Genomic DNA, 17,604 nt, shown 5'->3' with positions numbered 1-17,604 from the left:
TCGGAAGAATCGTGGACAACCTGATTGCGCTGCTCGTCGCGGCGCCCCTGCTCGGAGCGGCCGTCCTGCTGCTCGGCGGACGCCGGTTCGACGCCGTCGGCCACTGGGTCGGCACCGTGTTCGCGGCCGCCTCCTTCGTGATCGGCCTCGTCCTCTTCGCCGACATGCTCGGCAAGGGGGCCGACCAACGCACGCTGACACAGCACCTGTTCAGCTGGATCCCCGTCGGAGGCTTCCAGGCGGACATCGCCTTCCGCGTCGACCAGTTGTCGATGACCTTCGTGCTGCTGATCACGGGCGTGGGCTCGCTGATCCACCTGTACTCGGTCGGGTACATGGAGCACGACGAGCGGCGCCGCCGCTTCTTCGGCTACCTCAACCTGTTCCTCGCGGCGATGCTGCTGCTCGTCCTCGCCGACAACTACCTGCTGCTGTACGTCGGCTGGGAGGGCGTCGGTCTCGCGTCGTACCTGCTCATCGGCTTCTGGCAGCACAAGCCCAGCGCCGCCACCGCCGCGAAGAAGGCCTTCCTGGTCAACCGCGTCGGCGACGTGGGCCTGTCGATCGCCATCATGCTGATGTTCACGACCTTCGGCACCTTCGCCTTCGGCCCGCTCCTCGGCACACAGGAGAAGGCAGGGCTCGCCGGGGACGCGAGCGAGGGACAGCTCACCGCGATCGCCCTGATGCTGCTGCTCGCGGCCTGCGGCAAGTCCGCCCAGGTGCCGCTGCAGTCCTGGCTCGGGGACGCCATGGAGGGCCCGACCCCGGTCTCCGCCCTCATCCACGCGGCGACCATGGTGACCGCGGGCGTCTACCTGATCGTCCGCTCCGCGGCGATCTTCAACGCGGCCCCCGACGCGCAGCTCGTGGTCACGGTCGTCGGCGCCGTCACGCTCCTGTTCGGTGCGATCGTCGGTTGCGCGAAGGACGACATCAAGAAGGCGCTGGCCGGCTCGACCATGTCGCAGATCGGCTACATGGTCCTCGCCGCGGGCCTCGGCCCCATCGGCTACGCCTTCGCGATCATGCACCTGGTCACGCACGGCTTCTTCAAGGCGGGCCTGTTCCTCGGGGCCGGCTCGGTCATGCACGGCATGAACGACGAGGTCGACATGCGCAAGTACGGCGGTCTGCGCAAGTACATGCCGATCACCTTCGTCACCTTCGGCCTCGGCTACCTCGCGATCATCGGCTTCCCGGGTCTGTCCGGCTTCTTCTCCAAGGACAAGATCATCGAGGCGGCGTTCGCCAAGGGCGGCACCGAGGGCTGGATCCTCGGCGGCTGCGCACTGCTGGGCGCGGCCATCACCGCGTACTACATGACACGCGTGATGCTGATGACGTTCTTCGGCGAGGAGCGCTGGAAGAACCAGCCCACCCGCTCCCCCGAGGCGCCGAGCGCGGAGCCCGCCGCCGAACACCACGGCGCACACGGCGAGCCGCACCCGCACGAGTCGCCCAAGGTCATGACGGCCCCGATGATCGTGCTGGCCTTCGGATCGGTCTTCGCCGGCGGCTTCTTCAGCATCGGTGAGCGCTTCGTGCACTGGCTGGAGCCCGTCACCGGCTTCGAACACGGGCACCCGCCGGTCAGCGCCCTGACCGTCACCCTGTCCACGGTGGCCGTGATGGTCCTGGGCGTCGCTGTCGCCTACGCCCAGTACGGCCGCCGCCCCGTCCCGGTCGTCGCCCCGCGCGGATCGCTGCTCACCCGGGCCGCCCGGCGCGACCTGTTCCAGGACGACTTCAACCACGTCGTCCTGGTGCGCGGCGGCGAGCACCTCACGCGGTCCCTGGTCTACGTCGACCACACCCTGGTCGACGGCGTCGTCAACGGCACCGCGGCTTCGGTCGGCGGCCTCTCCGGGCGGATGCGCAAGCTGCAGAACGGCTTCGCGCGGTCCTACGCGGTCTCGATGTTCGGCGGTGCGGCGGTCCTCATCGCCGCGACCCTGCTGATGAGGGCGGTCTGATACCGATGTCCTTTCCCCTCCTGACAGCGACGGCCGCGCTCCCCGCCATCGGGGCGATCGCGACGGCCGCCGTGCCCGCCGCGCGGCGCAATGCCGCCAAGTCCCTGGCGCTGCTCTTCTCGCTCGCCACACTCGCCCTGGCGGTCGTCGTCGCGGTCCGCTTCGACCCGGGCGGCGACCGCTACCAGCTCACCGAGTCCCACTCCTGGATCAAGGACTTCGGCGTCCGCTACGAACTGGGCGTGGACGGCATCGCGGTCGCGCTCATCGCGCTCACCGCGCTGCTGATCCCCTTCATCATCCTGGCGGGCTGGCACGACGCCGACCCGCTGGAGACCGGCAGCAGGCGCTGGCGGCCGACGCAGGGCTTCTTCGCCCTGATCCTGGCCGTCGAGGCGATGGTGATCATCTCCTTCGAGGCCACCGACGTCTTCCTCTTCTACATCTTCTTCGAAGCCATGCTCATCCCGATGTACTTCCTCATCGGCGGCTTCGGGGACCGGGCCCATGAACACGGCGAGCAGGCGGCGTCCACGCAACGCACCTACGCCGCCGTGAAGTTCCTGCTCTACAACCTCGTGGGCGGGCTGATCATGCTGGCCGCGGTGATCGGGCTGTACGTGGTCGCCGGGAGCTTCTCGCTCACGGAGATCGCCCAAGCGCGGGCCAACGGCTCCCTCGACATGGCGACGAACACCGAACGCTGGCTGTTCCTGGGCTTCTTCTTCGCCTTCGCCGTCAAGGCGCCCCTGTGGCCGCTGCACACCTGGCTGCCCAACGCCATGGGCGAGTCCACCGCGCCGGTCGCCGTCCTCATCACGGCGGTCGTCGACAAGGTGGGCACCTTCGCGATGCTCCGCTTCTGCCTCCAGCTCTTCCCGGAGGCGTCGAAGTGGGCGACGCCCGTCATCCTCGTCCTCGCCGTCATCAGCATCGTCTACGGGGCGCTGCTCGCCGTGGGCCAGCGGGACATCAAGCGGCTGGTGGCCTACGCGTCGATCTCCCACTTCGGCTTCATCATCCTGGGCATCTTCGCGATGACCAGCCAGGGCCAGTCCGGTGCGACGCTCTACATGGTCAACCACGGCATCTCCACCGCCGCGCTCATGCTGGTCGCCGGCTTCCTGATCTCGCGGCGCGGCTCGCGGCTCATCGCCGACTACGGCGGGGTGCAGAAGGTGGCTCCGGTGCTCGCCGGCACGTTCCTGATCGGCGGTCTGGCGACACTGTCGCTGCCCGGACTCGCCCCGTTCGTGAGCGAGTTCCTGGTGCTGGTCGGCACGTTCTCGCGGTATCCGGTGATCGGCGTCATCGCCACCTCCGGCATCGTCCTGGCCGCGCTCTACACCCTCGTCCTCTACCAGAGGACCATGACCGGCCCGGTGAAACCGGAGGTCTCCGCGATGCCGGACCTCCGCGCGCGTGAACTCGTGGTCGTCGCCCCGCTGATCGCGCTGCTGATCATCCTGGGCGTCTACCCGAAGCCCGTCACGGACATCGTCGACCCGGCGGTCAAGCAGACGCTGTCCGACGTACAGAAGAAGGACCCCCAGCCCGAGGTGGAGGCGGCCAAGTGAGCACAGCAGTCGTCCACAGCCTGTGGACAACCGCGGCCGACCCGATCTCGAAGATCGACGCGCCGAAGATCGAATACGCACAGCTGTCGCCCACCCTGATCGTCGTGGGAGCGGCGATCGTCGGGGTGCTGGTCGAGGCACTCGTCCCGCGCAAGCACCGCTACTACGCGCAACTGTTCGTCTCCGTCGTCGCCCTGGCCGCCGCCTTCGCCGCGGTCGTGGCCCTCGCGGCGGACGGCTACGGCACCACCAAGGCACGCATCGCCGCGATGGGAGCGATCGCCGTCGACGGGCCGGCCCTGTTCCTGCAGGGCACGATCCTGCTGGCGGCCCTGGTCGGCCTGTTCACGTTCGCCGAACGGCGGCTGGACCCCGAATCGCACGGCAACCGCGTCGACTCCTTCGCCGCCCAGGCCGCCTCGGTGCCGGGCAGCGACAGTGAGAAGGCCGCGATCAAGGCCGGGTTCACCACCACGGAGGTCTTCCCGCTCCTGCTGTTCGCGGTCGCGGGCATGCTGGTCTTCCCGTCGGCCAACGACCTGCTGACCCTCTTCATCGCCCTGGAAGTCTTCTCGCTCCCGCTGTACCTCCTGTGCGCGGTGGCCCGCCGCAAGCGGCTCATGTCGCAGGAGGCCGCGGTCAAGTACTTCCTGCTCGGCGCGTTCGCCTCGGCGTTCACGCTGTTCGGCATCGCCCTCGTCTACGGGTACGCCGGCTCGGTGTCGTACGCGACCGTCGCGCAGGTCGTCGACGGCACGGTCACCGATGTGAGCCCCGCGCTCGCGAACACCATGGGCAACGACGCGCTGCTCCTCATCGGCGCCGCCATGATCGTCATGGGCCTGCTGTTCAAGGTGGGCGCGGTGCCGTTCCACATGTGGACGCCCGACGTCTACCAGGGCGCGCCCACGCCGGTCACCGGCTTCATGGCCGCAGCGACCAAGGTGGCCGCCTTCGGCGCGCTGCTGCGAATCCTGTACGTCGTCCTGCCCGGCCTGCGCTGGGACTGGCGGCCGGTGATGTGGGGCGTGGCGATCGTCACCATGCTGGGCGGCGCGATCGTCGCGATCACACAGACCGACATCAAGCGGCTTCTGGCGTACTCGTCGATCGCCCACGCCGGATTCATCCTCGCGGGTGTCATCGCGACCACACCTGACGGGGTCTCCTCCGTCCTCTTCTACCTCGCCGCCTACTCCTTCGTCACGATCGGCGCGTTCGCCGTGGTCACCCTGGTGCGCGACGCCGGCGGCGAGGCCACTCACCTGTCCAAGTGGGCGGGGCTGGGCCGTCGCTCGCCCTTGGTGGCGGCGGTGTTCGCGGTGTTCCTGCTCGCCTTCGCCGGTATCCCGCTGACCAGCGGTTTCGCCGGGAAGTTCGCCGTGTTCAAGGCGGCGGCGGAAGGCGGCGCGGCACCGCTGGTCGTGGTCGGTGTGATCTCCTCCGCGATCGCCGCGTTCTTCTACATCCGCGTCATCGTGCTGATGTTCTTCAGCGAACCGCGACCCGAGGGCCCGACCGTCGCGGTGCCGTCACCCCTGACGACGACGGCGATCGCCGTGGGACTGGCGGTGACCGTGGTCCTCGGCGTTGCGCCGCAGTACTTCCTGGACCTGGCGGGACAGGCGGGCGTCTTCGTGCGCTGACACCTGCCCGAGGTTCCCTGCCGCTCTCGGCCCGGCCCGGCACCCGCTCACGGGGGCGCCGGGCCGAGCCGTGTGACGGGACGGACCTGTGGACAACTCCGGCGGTGTCAGTCCTGACGCCTATGGTGGGGGCAGTGGTCGAGGGACGACGTGCGGGGGACGAGACGATGGGCGGACGGGCGGGATCAGGGAGATGACAGACGTCAAGGAGATGCCGGGGACGGAGAGCGAGGCGCTGGCCACGCTGCACCGGGTCTTCGGGTACGACGCCTTCCGCGGAGAACAGGAAGCCGTCGTCGAGCACGTGGTGGCCGGCGGGGACGCGGTCGTCCTCATGCCGACCGGCGGCGGAAAGTCCCTCTGCTACCAGATCCCGTCCCTGGTCAGAGCCGGCACGGGCATCGTCGTCTCACCGCTGATCGCGCTGATGCAGGACCAGGTGGACGCACTGCGGGCTCTGGGCGTGCGCGCCGGCTTCATGAACTCCACGCAGGACTACGACGAGCGGCGCATGGTCGAGGCCGAGTACCTCGCGGGCGAGCTGGACCTGCTGTACCTCGCGCCGGAGCGGCTGCGTCTGGACTCCACGCTGGAACTGCTCTCCCGCGGCAAGATCGCCCTCTTCGCGATCGACGAGGCGCACTGCGTGTCCCAGTGGGGGCACGACTTCCGCCCCGACTACCTCGCCCTGTCCCTGCTGGGCGAGCGCTGGCCGGACGTCCCGAGGATCGCCCTCACGGCGACGGCCACGCGTGCGACCCACCAGGAGCTCACCCAGCGGCTGAACATGCCGGCGGCCCGGCACTTCGTGGCCAGCTTCGACCGGCCCAACATCCAGTACCGGATCGTGCCGAAGGCCGACCCGAAGAAGCAACTGCTGAGCTTCCTGAGAGAGGAGCACGCCGGCGACGCGGGCATCGTGTACTGCCTGTCCCGCAACTCCGTGGACAAGACCGCCGAGTTCCTCTCCCGCAACGGCGTCGAGGCGGTGCCCTACCACGCGGGCCTGGACGCGGGGACGCGTGCCGCGCACCAGTCGCGGTTCCTGCGCGAGGAGGGCCTGGTCGTGGTGGCGACCATCGCCTTCGGCATGGGCATCGACAAGCCGGACGTACGCTTCGTCGCCCATCTCGACCTGCCCAAGTCCATCGAGGGCTACTACCAGGAGACGGGCCGCGCGGGGCGCGACGGGCTCCCGTCGACGGCATGGATGGCCTACGGCCTGGGCGACGTCATCCAGCAGCGCAAGCTCATCCAGTCGGGTGAGGGCGACGAGGCGTTCCGGCGGCGGGCCGCCACCCATCTGGACTCCATGCTGGCGCTGTGCGAGACGGTCGCGTGCCGCCGCGGCCAGCTCCTCGCCTACTTCGGCCAGGATGCCGCCACCGAGACATGCGGCAACTGCGACACCTGCCTCACCGCCCCCGAGACCTGGGACGGCACCGTCGCCGCGCAGAAGGTGCTGTCGACGGTGGTGCGGCTGCAACGGGAACGCGGGCAGAAGTTCGGCGCGGTGCAGATCGTCGACATCCTGTTGGGCCGGCGCACGGCCAAGGTGATCCAGTTCGACCACGACCAGCTCTCCGTGTTCGGCATCGGCGAGGACCTCTCCGAGGGCGAATGGCGCGGAGTGGTACGCCAGTTGCTGGCGCAGGGACTGCTCGCGGTCGAGGGGGAGTACGGCACGCTGGTGCTGACCGAGGCCAGCGGGGCGGTGCTGCGCAGGGAGCGGGAGGTCCCGCTGCGCAAGGAGCCGAAGAAGCCGACTGCGGCCAAGTCGGGTGCGTCCTCCGCCGGGCGCGGCGACCGCAAGGCGAAGACGGTCGCGGCCGAGCTGCCCGAGGAGCTGCTCCCCGCGTTCGAGGCCCTGCGTGCCTGGCGAGCCGAACAGGCCCGCGAGCAGGGCGTCCCGGCGTACGTCATCTTCCACGACGCGACGCTGCGGGAGATCGCCACGGTGTGGCCGACGTCGGTGCGCCAGCTCGGCGGGGTCAGCGGAGTCGGTGAGAAGAAGCTGGCGACGTACGGCGAGGGCGTGGTCGCGGTCCTGGCCTCGCTGGGCGATGCGCCCGGCCCGGCGCCGCAGACCGCCCAGGAGAAGGGCGCAGCGGACGGCGCGGACGACTGGCCGGAGATGGCGGAGGAGCCGGAACCGGAGGACTGGGTATAGGGCTCGCCGGTGAGGCTCGAGCGGCTTGCCCTAAGGGCACCGCGCACCGCTCTGCCTCGCCCGGCCGCCCCTCCCGGGCCCTCGTCCGCCTCGCCGCTCCGCCCTGCCCGGCCGGACGGACTCAGAGGCCCCGCGCCGCGTACGCCCTGACGTCCGCGTCCGTGTCCGTCGTCGCCGTGGCGAGGGCAGCCCGGGCGGCGTCGATGGCGCGGTGCCGGGTCAGGGCCAGCACGGCGGCCTTGCGGACGTCGCCGTTGGGGTCGGCCAGGGCCTTGGCGAGCACCGGAACCGCTGTCTCGGAGTCCGTGGCGGACAGGGCGGTGGCGGCGCCGGCCCGGACCTGCCACGCCGGGTCGTCCAGGGCGCTCACGGCGCGGGCGGCGAGCGGTGCGGGGCAGCCGGTGGCGCCGAGCGCCCCGTAGGCGGCCGCGCGGACCAGGGCGTCGGGATCGGCGATGAGGGAGGTGAGGGCCGTGCGGACGGAGGTGACATCGGCTGTCGTCAGGGTGCCGGAGGGCCCGCCGGAGCCGGAATCGGTGCCGGTCTCGGCGTCGGAGCCGCTCGCGGGGGCGTCGGCCAGGCGGCCCGCGGCCACGGTGGCCAGGGCCTTGGCGAGGGTGACGCGGACCTCGCGGGACGGGTCTGCGGGCGCCGCGTGGGCGAGTTCGGCGGCGGCGTCGACGGAGACGAGGGCGCGCACCGCCTCGATGCGGACGGTGATGTCGGCGTCCGCGAGGGAGCCCGCGAACAGGCCGGCGTCTCCCAGGCGCAGAGCGCGCAGTACGTCGAGCGCGGCGGCGCGGACCACGGGGTCGGGCTCGGCCAGAGCGGCGGAGAGGCCCTCGCGCAGGGCGGGTTCGGGCGGCAGGGTCTCGACGAGTTCGCGCAGTGACGCCGCGGCGGCGGCCCGCACCTCGGGGGCGGTGTCCCGCAGCGCCCCGGCGAGCGCGGTCCCGGTGCCGGGCGGAACCGTCTCGGTCAGGACGGAGACGGCCTCGCGCCGAACAGCGGGGGCCGGGTCGGTGAGATAGGGGCGCAGTGCGTCGAGATCGGGCTGTTCCTCGGCGAGGGCGACCAGGGTGAGGAGGCGGGACGAGGACTCCTCCGGGGCAGGCCCGGTGACCGCGAGGGCGGGGGAGACGACGTCGGCGGGCGACGGCGAGGTCCCACCGGGGTGGGTCGCCACGGGCGCCACCTCGCGCGAGCCGGCCGTGGCCACGTCCTCGGCGTGAACCTCGCCGAGATGCCGAGAGGGGCCGCCGACGGGAGTGAACTCCTCGACCGGGACCAGATAGGGAGCCACGGGACGGGCCGTGAACTCCATGGCGCCAGAGGGGGACTTGTGCAGATCGAGGTGATGGAACCAGGACGCGTCGTCTCGGCCGGGATGGTCGAGGCGTTCGTGGTAGAGACCCCAGCGGGACTCCGTCCGGGCGAGGGAGGCGCGCGCGGCCATCTCGGCGCAGTCGCGGATGAAGGTGACCTCGGCGCAGCGCATCAGTTCGTGCGGGGTGTGCGCGCCCATCGCGGCGATGTCGTCGTGCATCCGCTCGAACGCCTCAAGGGCCAGGGAGAGCCGGGCGCCCGACTTCGGCGGGGCCACGTAGTCGTTCACGAAGCGGCGCAGCTTGTACTCGACCTGGGTCTGCGGCGCGCCGTCCGGGTTGCGCAGCGGGCGGTAGATCAGCTCGTGCGCCTCCCGGAGCTGCTCGGCAGGCAGGTCGCCCTCGTACGCGCGGTACTGGGCGGCGTCGGCGCCCGCGAGGTCGCCGTAGACGAACGCGCCGATCATGTAGTTGTGCGGGACGCAGGCCAGGTCGCCGGCGGCGTACAGACGGGGCACGGTCGTGCGGGCGTGGTCGTCGACGCGGACGCCGGAGGCGGAGTGCCCGCCACACAGCCCGATCTCGGAGATGTGCATCTCGACGTCGTGGGTGCGGTAGTCATGGCCGCGGCCGGAGTGGAAGGTGCCCCGGGTGGGACGCTCGGTGGAGTGCAGAATCGACTCCAGTGCGGAGACCGACTCCTCGGGGAGATGGCTCAGCTTCAGGTACACGGGCCCCCGGTCGGAGGCGACCTCGGCGGCGAACTCGGCCATCATCTGGCCCGACCAGTAGTCGGAGTCGACGAAGCGCTCGCCGTGCCGGTTGACCTGGTAGCCGCCGAAGGGGTTGGCGACGTAGGCGCAGGCCGGGCCGTTGTAGTCCTTGATCAGCGGGTTGATCTGGAAGCACTCGATGCCGGTCAGCTCGGCGCCCGCGTGGTACGCCATGGCGTAGCCGTCGCCCGCGTTGGTCGGGTTCTCGTACGTGCCGTACAGGTAGCCGGAGGCGGGCAGGCCGAGCCGGCCGCACGGCCCGGTCGCGAGGACGACCGCTCCCGCGCGGACCGTCACGAACTGCCCCGTACGGGTGTTGAAGCCCGCGGCGCCCACGGCGCGCCCCTCGGCCGTGAGCACGCGCACCGGCATCACCCGGTTCTCGATGCGGATCCGCTCCCGCATCTCCCGCCGCCGCAGCTGCCGGTACAGCACCTTCTTGACGTCCTTGCCCTCCGGCATGGGCAGGACGTAGGAACCGGAGCGGTGGACCTGGCGGACCGCGTACTCGCCGTGCTCGTCCTTCTCGAACTTCACGCCGTACGACTCCAGCCGCTGCACCATGGCGAAGCCGCGGGTGGCGGTCTGACGGACGGTGGACTGGTCGACGATGCCGTCGTTGGCGCGGGTGATCTCGGCGACGTAGTCGTCCGGCTCGGCGCGGCCCGGGATGACCGCGTTGTTGACGCCGTCCATGCCCATGGCGAGCGCGCCCGAGTGACGCACGTGCGCCTTCTCCAGGAGCAGGACGTTCGCGCCCTGCTCGGCTGCGGTCAGCGCCGCCATGGTGCCGGCGGTGCCGCCGCCGATGACGAGGACGTCGCAGCTCAGCTTCTCGGCGTCGGCGAGCGCGGGGATCCGCGCGAGGGCGTTGGCGGGGGGTGTGTCGACGAGGGTGGCCACCGGGGTGCCTTTCACGTGCCGAAGGGGGTGAGGACGTCGCGCCGCAGGGCCACGCGCGCGGGGTCGTCGTGGGCGGAGCGGTCGCGTGGGCGTGGGACGTCCCGGACGGCGGCGACGCCGCCCGCGCCGAGCAGGGCGACGCGGTCGCCGAGGAAAAGGGCCTCGTCCACGTCATGGGTGACGAAGACGACGGTCGCGCCCGTCCCCTGCAGCACCTCCACCAGCAGGTCCTGCATCCCCGCGCGGGTCTGCGCGTCGAGCGCGCCGAACGGTTCGTCCATGAGGACGGCGCGCGGCCGGCCGGCCAGGGCGCGCGCCAACTGGGCGCGCTGGCGCTGTCCGCCGGAGACACGGTGGGGCAACTGCCCGGTCAGGTCGGCCAGTCCGACACGGCCGAGCCAGGACTGCGCCTGCTCCCTGCGCTGTGCGCGCGGCAGCCCCTGGATGGCGAGCGGGAGTTCGACGTTGGAGCGCAGGGTGCGCCAGGGCAAGAGGGCGTCCTCCTGGAAGACCAGCGCCCGGTCCGCCTCCGGGCCGGTGATCGGCCTGCCGTCCTGTTCCACGGTCCCGGCGAGGGTGGGCAGCAGTCCGGCCAGCGTGCGCAGCAGCGTCGACTTGCCGCAGCCCGAGGGGCCGACGAGGGTGAGGATCTCGCCCGGCGCGATGTCGAGGTCGACGCCGGACAGAGCCGGGGCGCCGGGGCGGCCGAGCGTGGCGGCGCGGAAGCTCAGCCGGGTGCCGCGGCCCGGTGACGGCGTGGGCGTCGCCGGGGCCTGGCGGACCTCGGCGCCGGCGGGCGTTGCGCCCTGTGCGCGGCGCTCGGACGTCTCAGACGAGGTGCTCATCGCGTGCCTCCTCGGCGTCGGATGCGGAACCCCTGCGCGGGGTTCCCCCGAGCACGGAGCCCCTGCGAGCGGATCCCTTGTCCGCGGGGGCGGTCGTGGACGGCGTCGGCGCGCCGGCCCTGGGAGTGCGGGGCCGTGCCCCGAGGACGTACGACGTCCGGGGCAGCCAGCGGGTCAGCCGACGGCCCAGGAGCTCCACGGCCGTGGAGGTGAGCCAGCCGAGCACGCCGATGGTGACCATGCCGACGAAGACGCCCGGGTAGTTGACGATCGTGTAGTCCTGCCAGGTGCGGTAGCCGACGCCGTACTGGCCGGAGATCATCTCGGCGGAGATCACGCAGATCCACGACACGCCGATGCCGACCGACAGGCCGCCGAAGATGCCGGGCAGCGCGCCCGGCAGGACGACGGAGCCGAGGATCCGCCACCGGCCGCCGCCCATGGTGCTCACCGCCTCCTCCCAGACGGGGGTGAGCGCCCGGACCGCGTGGCGCGTGGAGACCAGGACGGGGAAGAACGCGGCGGTGAAGGTGATGAAGACGATGCCCTGCTCGTTGGAGGGGAAGAGGAGGATCGCGACGGGGACCAGGGCGATCGCCGGGATCGGGCGGACGACTTCGAGGACCGGGCCGAGCAGGTCTTCGGCGAGCCGCGAACGCGCCACGAGCACGCCCGTGGCCACGCCCAGGACGGCGGCCAGCAGGAACCCGGTGAGGATGCGGGTGAGACTGTCGGCGAGGTCGGTCCAGTAGTCGCCGCCGGCCAGGCGGTCCGCGAAGGCGTGGGCGACCTCGGTGACCGTCGGGAACTGCGAGAAACGCAGCCACAGGTCGACGTCCAGGCTGGTCAGCAGCTGCCACAGACCGAGGGCGGCGGCGAGGGAGAGCAGCCGGAGGGCGTAGCGGCCCACGCGGGGGGCGGGCCGGCTCACGCGGCACGCTCCAGGGCCTCCGCGTACGTGATGACGCGTGCGCCGCCGTGGGCGCCGATGTAGGCCTGCGCGGTCGCCGGGGCGACGAACGGCACCAGATTCGCTCCGTCCGCCACCCAGACGGCCTTGTCGGCGAACCAGAGGGTGCCGGTGGTGGCGTCGGGGACGTAGGCGGCGCGGACGGCGTCGCGATGTCCGGCCACGTAGGCGAGGAGCTGCGTGGGCGAGGTGAAGGAACGGGTCTCGGAGGCGCCCTTGGGCCACACCTCGCTCGCGGCCGGTGGGGGCGTGGCGGCGAGCCGCTTGCCGTAGGAGGCGCCGAGGGCCTTCTTGACGTACTGGTCGTCGACGAAGGAGTCCACGTCCACGTCCCCGGTCAGCTTCGCCGCCTCGAGGATCGACACGTCGTCCTTGAGAGCGGCGACGAGCTGCGGTTTGACGGAGGGGTCGAAGGTGGAGATGCCGTGGTCGCCGTTGTAGAGGTAGACGACTTCGGCGGGCAGGCCGGTGGCCTCGGCGACCGACTCGGCGGCGGCCACGGGGTGCGCGTCGAGGTAGTCGGTCGCCTGGGCCTGCGCCTTCAGGAACGCTTCGAGGACGGCCGGACGGTCCTTCGCGAAGTTCTCGCGGGCGGTGACGCCGTGGAAGGTCGGGAGGTTCAGCTGGGCGCCGTCGTAGAGGGCCTTGGCCTTGCCCTGGAAGGCGAGCAGGCCGGGCCAGGCGACGAACTGGGAGAGCGCGTCCGCGCTGCCCGCGGCGAGCGCGGACGCCCCCACGGCGGGCTGCTGGTTGAGCTTCTCGATGTCCTTGTCGGGGTCGAGGCCGGCGCGTTGCAGGGCCCTGACGAGGGTGCCGTCGGCGGCCGAGCCCACGCTCGTGGAGACCTTCCTGCCCTTGAGGTCCGTCAGCGAGGCGAGCTTGGACTCGGGGGCGGTGACGATGGTGTTGAGGCCGCCGCGGAGGTTGTAACCGGTGACCGAGACCAGGCGGGTGGGCTGGTCGAGCTGCTTGCCGCGGGCCGCGTTGATGAGGAGGGGGAAGTCGCCCATCGAGCCGATGTCGATCTTTCCCGCGGTCATCTGGGCGGTGATCGGCGCGCCGGTGGCGAAGTCCTGCCACTTCACCTTGTAGGTGATGCCGTCGCCGAGCGCGTCGAGCTGCTTCTCGAAGTAGCCGAGGGAGCGCAGGAGGGTGCCGGCGGTGACCGTGTTGATGGTCTTGGACTGGTAGCCGACGGTGACGGTGACCGTCTTGCCGTCGCCGGCCTCCGCGCTGCCGCCGCAGGCGGAGAGCGGCAGCAGGAGCGCGGCGGCGCCGACGGCGGCCGCTGTGCGTTTCACGTCGAACGCGATGCGTTTCATGGGGGTGCGACCTCTCACCGGAGCAGGTAGGGCATGTTGACCGTGACGGCTCCGGTGGGACAGCGGGCCGCGCACGGGCCGCAGTACCAGCACTCGTCGACGTGCATGTACGCCTTGCCGTTGCTCTCGTCGATGGCGAGGGAGTCCAGCGGACACATGTCCACGCAGAGGGTGCAGCCGTCGATGCACTTCGACTCGTCGATGGTCACGGGCACGTCGGCCCGCTGGGGCACCAAGGGCATGGCTGTCTCCAGGGAATGGCTCGCGAGAAAGGTCGCCCGACGGTGAACCGATCGGACCCCGCGAAACGATGAAGGGGTGAGAGCGGACGGACAGGGGCGAGAGCGGAGGAAAGGGGTGAGCGGAGGACTGGTCTGGGCGGGGCGGGTCGTGAGGGCGGGCGGATCGGGCAGGGCGAGGGGAGGTGTCAGCGGGAGCGGTGCAGCAGACCGCTCATCGAGATGCGGTCGCCGCGGAAGCGGATGAACTCCAGATCGACCGGGCGACCGTCGTCGAGGTGGGTGAGGCGTTCCAGCATCAGGACGGCCGCACCGCGCGGCGCCTCCAGTACGGCGGCGGAGTGGGCGTCGGCGGTCACCGCCTCCAGGGTGATCTCCGCGTGGCCGAGGCGCCGGCCGGTGACGGTCTCCAGCAGGCGGAAGACGTCGTTGTTCTCCAGGTCGGCCCCGAGCAGAGCGGTACCGAGGTCGAGCGGGATGTAGGTGAGGTCGAGAGAGAGGGGGATGCCGCCCAGGCGGCGCAGGCGTTCGATGGAGAGCACGTCGGCCCCGGGCGGGACATGGAGGCGGTCGGCCACTGGGGCCGGCGCGGGGACGGGACCGAGGTTGCGTACCTCGTTGGTGACCCGGCCGTGTTCGTGCAGGGTTTCGGCGAGGCCCATCAGGCGGTCGAGTCCGTGTGGGTACTTCTCGGCGACCACCACCGTGCCGACGCCGGGCAGGCGTTCCACGAGGCCCTCCGCCCGCAGCAGGTCCAGGGCCTGGCGGACGGTGTTGCGGGAGGCGCGGTAGTCGGTGGCGAGCGCCGACTCGTGGGGCAGCGTGCCGCTCGGAAAGCCGCCGGTGAGGAGCTGGCGGCGCAGGAGGTCGGCGAGCTGGCGGGCCTGGTCCGCGCGCAGCCGGCGACGCGTCCGGTGGGCGGCGACGGTGGTCGCGCCCTGTCCGGCGTTGTCTCGGATGCGGTCGGTCGGTGGCATGTTCTGGACCATACCTATCCGGTCGGAATTGTGGTGTTGCAGAACTGTTGCGCCACCTGACGGACCGAAAGGCAAGGCGGTGACCTGGTGCTTTGTGTTCCGTGTGAGGAAGATCCGCCACCGGCGCGACCGGTGCCGGCGGCTCAGCCCAGCGCGGTGAGGCCTGGCGCGAATGTGATCAGCAGCGGCAGCAGGGGGACGAGGGCGGCCACCGTCGTCGTCAGCGCGCGCTGCCGTCGCAGCAGCCGGGGAGGCGGCTGGAGGAGGCGGTCCACCCGTTCGCCCAGGAGACGGTGACTGGACGCGCAGGACAGGACGCCTCGGTGCTGGTTCAGCTCGATCAGGGCCAGCGCGGTGGTCAGGTGACCGCAGCGGCGGGACGCCGTGTCGTCGGCGGCGAGCTCGACCAGACGGTGCGTCTGGTCGCAGAAGTGGGCGAACAGGGGGATGCGCGGGAAGCCGGTGGCCAGCGCCGTCGACAGGTGCAGCAGCCAGTCGTGGTGGGCGCGGGCGTGATCGCGCTCGTGGGTGAGGACCGCGTCGAGCTGAAGGGAGGTGAGGCGGTGCAGAGCACCGGTGGTCACGATCAGTTGGGGAGGATGGCCGGGCATCCACCAGGCGTCCGGATAGTCGTCCTCGAGCACGAGGAGCGGGCCTCGCGCGGAGGGCAGTCCCGCCGGGAGGTCGGGGGCGCGTTCCCGCAGGTGCGCGCGGGCCCGGCCGCGACGCCGGCGCGCCTCGACCAGCTCGCGGGCGAGCATCGCGGTGGTCCAGGCGGCCCCGCAGGCCAGCAGCAGGGTGAGGACGCTCGCCCACGCGGGGGCGGTGGAGAGGTCGTACGCCTCGGTCACCGCAGGCGGGGCGGGGGCGAAGACCTGCGCTCGGACGGTGTGGAAGACGGCGGCGGCGCCCAGGACCAGCGCCGTCAGACAGCACAGCAGGACCGTGGCGACCAGGCACTGCCACACCCACAGGGCGACCACCGGCTCCCGTTCGGGCCACGCGGCCCGGGTCAGCGCGCGCGGAGCCGGCAGGGCGGCCGTCACGGCGACGGCGCTGAGCAGGATCAGGCAGAGGTTCATGCTGCGGCTCCGGATCCTGGTCGAAGGGGGCTCGGCGTGCCCGCGCCGCGAGTCGCCATGGTGTGCGTCGCCGCGCTGGGGGCGGCCGTGCTCCGGGCGGGTGGGGCGGGTCGAGTGCGGTGGACCGTTCCCGCCGCCAGTATGACGGCGGGAACGGCCGCAGTCAGCCCGCCAGGAACTCTGGCCGGTTACCCCCCTGATGGTCCCCTCAGCCGGAGACGATGCGGCCCCTCACCTCTCCCAGTCCGACGCGCAGACCGCGCGGTCCCGGAGCCCATGCCGAGAGGGTCACCTCGTCGCCGTCCTCCAGATATGTCCGCTTGCCGTCGGGGAGGTCCAGGGGGTCGCGGCCGTTCCAGGTCAGTTCCAGGAGGGAGCCGCGCTGGTCGGCGGCCGGGCCGCTCACCGTGCCCGAGCCGTAGAGGTCGCCGGTGCGCAGTGAGGCGCCGTTGACCGTCATGTGGGCGAGCTGCTGGGCGGCGGTCCAGTACATGGTGGAGAAGGGGGGCTCGGAGACGACGTGACCGTTGACGGCGACGGAGATGCGCAGGTCGTAGCCGGCGGACTCGGTGGCGGAGTCGTCCAGGTAGGGGAGGAGGGGGTGGGTGCGCTCGGGAGGTGAGACGCGGGCCTCTTCCAGCGCCTCGAGCGGGGTGATCCAGGCGGAGACGGAGGTGGCGAAGGACTTGCCGAGGAAGGGACCGAGGGGGACGTACTCCCAGGCCTGGATGTCCCGCGCGGACCAGTCGTTGAGGAGGCACAGGCCGAAGACGTGCTCACGGAAGTCGGCCAGCGGGACCGGGCTGCCCTGCCGCGACGGCACGCCCACCACGAAGCCGACCTCGGCCTCGATGTCGAGCCGCACGCTGGGGCCGAAGACGGGCGCCGGGTCGGAGGGGGCCTTGCGCTGACCCGACGGGCGGACGACGTCGGTGCCGGAGACGACGACCGTGCCGGCGCGGCCGTGGTAGCCGATCGGCAGGTGCTTCCAGTTCGGCAGGAGGGTGTCGCCGGAGTCGGGGCGGAAGACGGCGCCCACGTTCCGGGCGTGGTGCTCGGAGGCGTAGAAGTCGACGTAGTCGGCGACCTCGAACGGCAGGTGCAGGCTCACCGAGGACAGGGGGTGGAGGAGCGGGGCGAGCGTCGCGTGGCGGGCGGGGTCGGTGACCCACTCCTTCAGCGCGCCGCGCACCTGTGACCAGGTGGTGCGGCCCGCCGACAGCAAGGGCCCGAGGGTCGGCGCGGAGAGCAGGGAGGTGTGCGGGGAACCGAGCGCCTGGGCTGCCGCGCCCGCGTCCAGGACGTGGTCGCCGAGGCGGACACCGACGGTCCGCCGTGCGGAGCCGGGCAGGGAGAAGACGCCGTAGGGGAGGTTGTGCGGTCCGAAGGGGTCGCCCTCGGGGAGGTCGAAGGGGGCCGGGAGGGGCATCGGGTGCTGCCTCGCTTTCGTGCTCGCCATGCATGCGCCGCGTGTGCGCCGCGCATGCGCCATCAGTGCACACGGGTTCGCCGTGACCGCGGGCTCGCCGTGAGGGAGGGCGCCGCGGGTGCTCGCCGGGGCCCGGCGGTGCTCCGAGCCGCCGCACACGTTACGGCTGACCTTGCGGAAGGGACACCGCAGCGGCACAGGGGAGGCATGCGAACGGCACACCGGCGGCACAAGGGGGTGCCGGACGGAGCGGTTGCCCGGGAGCGCTCCGTGTTCGGGAGGACTTGGGAAGTCGTCGACAGAAAGGGTCGCAATCTTGACGGAGCGGTGCGAACAGGGAGACTCTGGGCAGGCGTCGGAAGGCCTCGGG

Annotated in this window: 12 protein-coding genes; 4 read left to right on the top strand and 8 right to left on the bottom strand. The window is 71.7% G+C overall.

Translation table 11 applies throughout. The annotated features are described in order from the left end of the window. The first annotated feature begins 11 nt into the window (after nt 1-11). From nuoL to recQ, 4 genes are all read left to right on the top strand, one after another. Nucleotides 12-1,976: an NADH-quinone oxidoreductase subunit L gene (gene nuoL / locus ACIRS4_RS23705; protein ID WP_404199245.1), complete on the top strand. Its 1,965-nt coding sequence runs from the start codon at nt 12-14 to the stop codon at nt 1,974-1,976. A gap of 5 nt (nt 1,977-1,981) precedes the next feature. Continuing rightward, nucleotides 1,982-3,553 carry an NADH-quinone oxidoreductase subunit M gene (locus tag ACIRS4_RS23700; RefSeq protein WP_404199242.1) on the top strand — a complete coding sequence of 524 codons (1,572 nt, stop codon included), beginning with the start codon at nt 1,982-1,984 and terminating at the stop codon, nt 3,551-3,553. Next, the gene (gene nuoN, locus ACIRS4_RS23695) at nt 3,550-5,199 is read left to right on the top strand and encodes an NADH-quinone oxidoreductase subunit NuoN (protein WP_404199239.1); all 1,650 of its coding nucleotides are present in this window, start codon (nt 3,550-3,552) and stop codon (nt 5,197-5,199) included. Before ACIRS4_RS23700 ends, nuoN begins: the two co-directional genes overlap by 4 nt. Nucleotides 5,200-5,392: 193 nt before the next feature. After that, nucleotides 5,393-7,369, top strand: coding sequence for a DNA helicase RecQ (recQ, locus tag ACIRS4_RS23690; protein ID WP_404199236.1), 1,977 nt, complete (start codon nt 5,393-5,395; stop codon nt 7,367-7,369). A gap of 121 nt (nt 7,370-7,490) precedes the next feature. On the opposite strand, the gene ACIRS4_RS23685 is transcribed toward recQ, so the two are convergent. The 8 genes from ACIRS4_RS23685 to fahA form a co-directional block, all read right to left on the bottom strand. Then, the gene (locus ACIRS4_RS23685) at nt 7,491-10,370 is read right to left on the bottom strand and encodes a fumarate reductase/succinate dehydrogenase flavoprotein subunit (RefSeq protein WP_404199520.1); all 2,880 of its coding nucleotides are present in this window, start codon (nt 10,368-10,370) and stop codon (nt 7,491-7,493) included. Nucleotides 10,371-10,381: 11 nt separating this feature from the next. After that, nucleotides 10,382-11,215, bottom strand: coding sequence for an ABC transporter ATP-binding protein (locus ACIRS4_RS23680; protein WP_404199233.1), 834 nt, complete (start codon nt 11,213-11,215; stop codon nt 10,382-10,384). Then, on the bottom strand, nt 11,199-12,125 hold the full coding sequence (locus tag ACIRS4_RS23675) for an ABC transporter permease (RefSeq protein WP_404199518.1): 927 nt from the start codon (nt 12,123-12,125) through the stop codon (nt 11,199-11,201). Before ACIRS4_RS23675 ends, ACIRS4_RS23680 begins: the two co-directional genes overlap by 17 nt. Nucleotides 12,126-12,142: 17 nt before the next feature. Next, entirely contained in the window at nt 12,143-13,507 is a 1,365-nt protein-coding gene (locus ACIRS4_RS23670) for an ABC transporter substrate-binding protein (RefSeq protein ID WP_404199230.1), read from the bottom strand. A 14-nt stretch (nt 13,508-13,521) separates the two neighbouring features. Beyond that, the gene (locus tag ACIRS4_RS23665; RefSeq protein WP_030790138.1) at nt 13,522-13,749 is read right to left on the bottom strand and encodes a ferredoxin family protein; all 228 of its coding nucleotides are present in this window, start codon (nt 13,747-13,749) and stop codon (nt 13,522-13,524) included. Nucleotides 13,750-13,934: 185 nt separating this feature from the next. After that, nucleotides 13,935-14,723: a GntR family transcriptional regulator gene (locus ACIRS4_RS23660; RefSeq protein WP_404199227.1), complete on the bottom strand. Its 789-nt coding sequence runs from the start codon at nt 14,721-14,723 to the stop codon at nt 13,935-13,937. Nucleotides 14,724-14,866: 143 nt separating this feature from the next. Further along, a complete protein-coding gene (locus tag ACIRS4_RS23655) occupies nt 14,867-15,805 on the bottom strand; it encodes a M56 family metallopeptidase (RefSeq protein ID WP_404199224.1) in 939 nt (312 codons plus the stop codon). Nucleotides 15,806-16,013: 208 nt separating this feature from the next. After that, nucleotides 16,014-17,234 (bottom strand): fumarylacetoacetase, encoded by a 1,221-nt coding sequence (gene fahA / locus ACIRS4_RS23650; protein WP_404199221.1) that lies wholly within the window; start codon nt 17,232-17,234, stop codon nt 16,014-16,016. Nucleotides 17,235-17,604: the final 370 nt, after the last annotated feature.

The organism is Streptomyces sp. NPDC101166 (assembly GCF_044768125.1).
In the GTDB taxonomy this organism is placed as follows: Bacteria; Actinomycetota; Actinomycetes; order Streptomycetales; family Streptomycetaceae; genus Streptomyces.
Note: the sequence above shows the minus strand (reverse complement) of the source record. Positions and strands in the feature narration are given on the sequence as shown.

What these genes read in the sequence shown, in the direction of transcription:
- ACIRS4_RS23700 (WP_404199242.1), top strand. Translation starts at nt 1,982, where the DNA reads ATGTCCTTTCCCCTCCTGACAGCGACGGCCGCGCTCCCCGCCATCGGG.
- recQ (WP_404199236.1), top strand. Translation starts at nt 5,393, where the DNA reads ATGACAGACGTCAAGGAGATGCCGGGGACGGAGAGCGAGGCGCTGGCC.
- ACIRS4_RS23680 (WP_404199233.1), bottom strand. Translation starts at nt 11,215, where the DNA reads ATGAGCACCTCGTCTGAGACGTCCGAGCGCCGCGCACAGGGCGCAACG.
- ACIRS4_RS23670 (WP_404199230.1), bottom strand. Translation starts at nt 13,507, where the DNA reads ATGAAACGCATCGCGTTCGACGTGAAACGCACAGCGGCCGCCGTCGGC.
- ACIRS4_RS23665 (WP_030790138.1), bottom strand. Translation starts at nt 13,749, where the DNA reads ATGCCCTTGGTGCCCCAGCGGGCCGACGTGCCCGTGACCATCGACGAG.
- ACIRS4_RS23660 (WP_404199227.1), bottom strand. Translation starts at nt 14,723, where the DNA reads ATGCCACCGACCGACCGCATCCGAGACAACGCCGGACAGGGCGCGACC.
- ACIRS4_RS23655 (WP_404199224.1), bottom strand. Translation starts at nt 15,805, where the DNA reads ATGAACCTCTGCCTGATCCTGCTCAGCGCCGTCGCCGTGACGGCCGCC.
- fahA (WP_404199221.1), bottom strand. Translation starts at nt 17,234, where the DNA reads ATGCCCCTCCCGGCCCCCTTCGACCTCCCCGAGGGCGACCCCTTCGGA.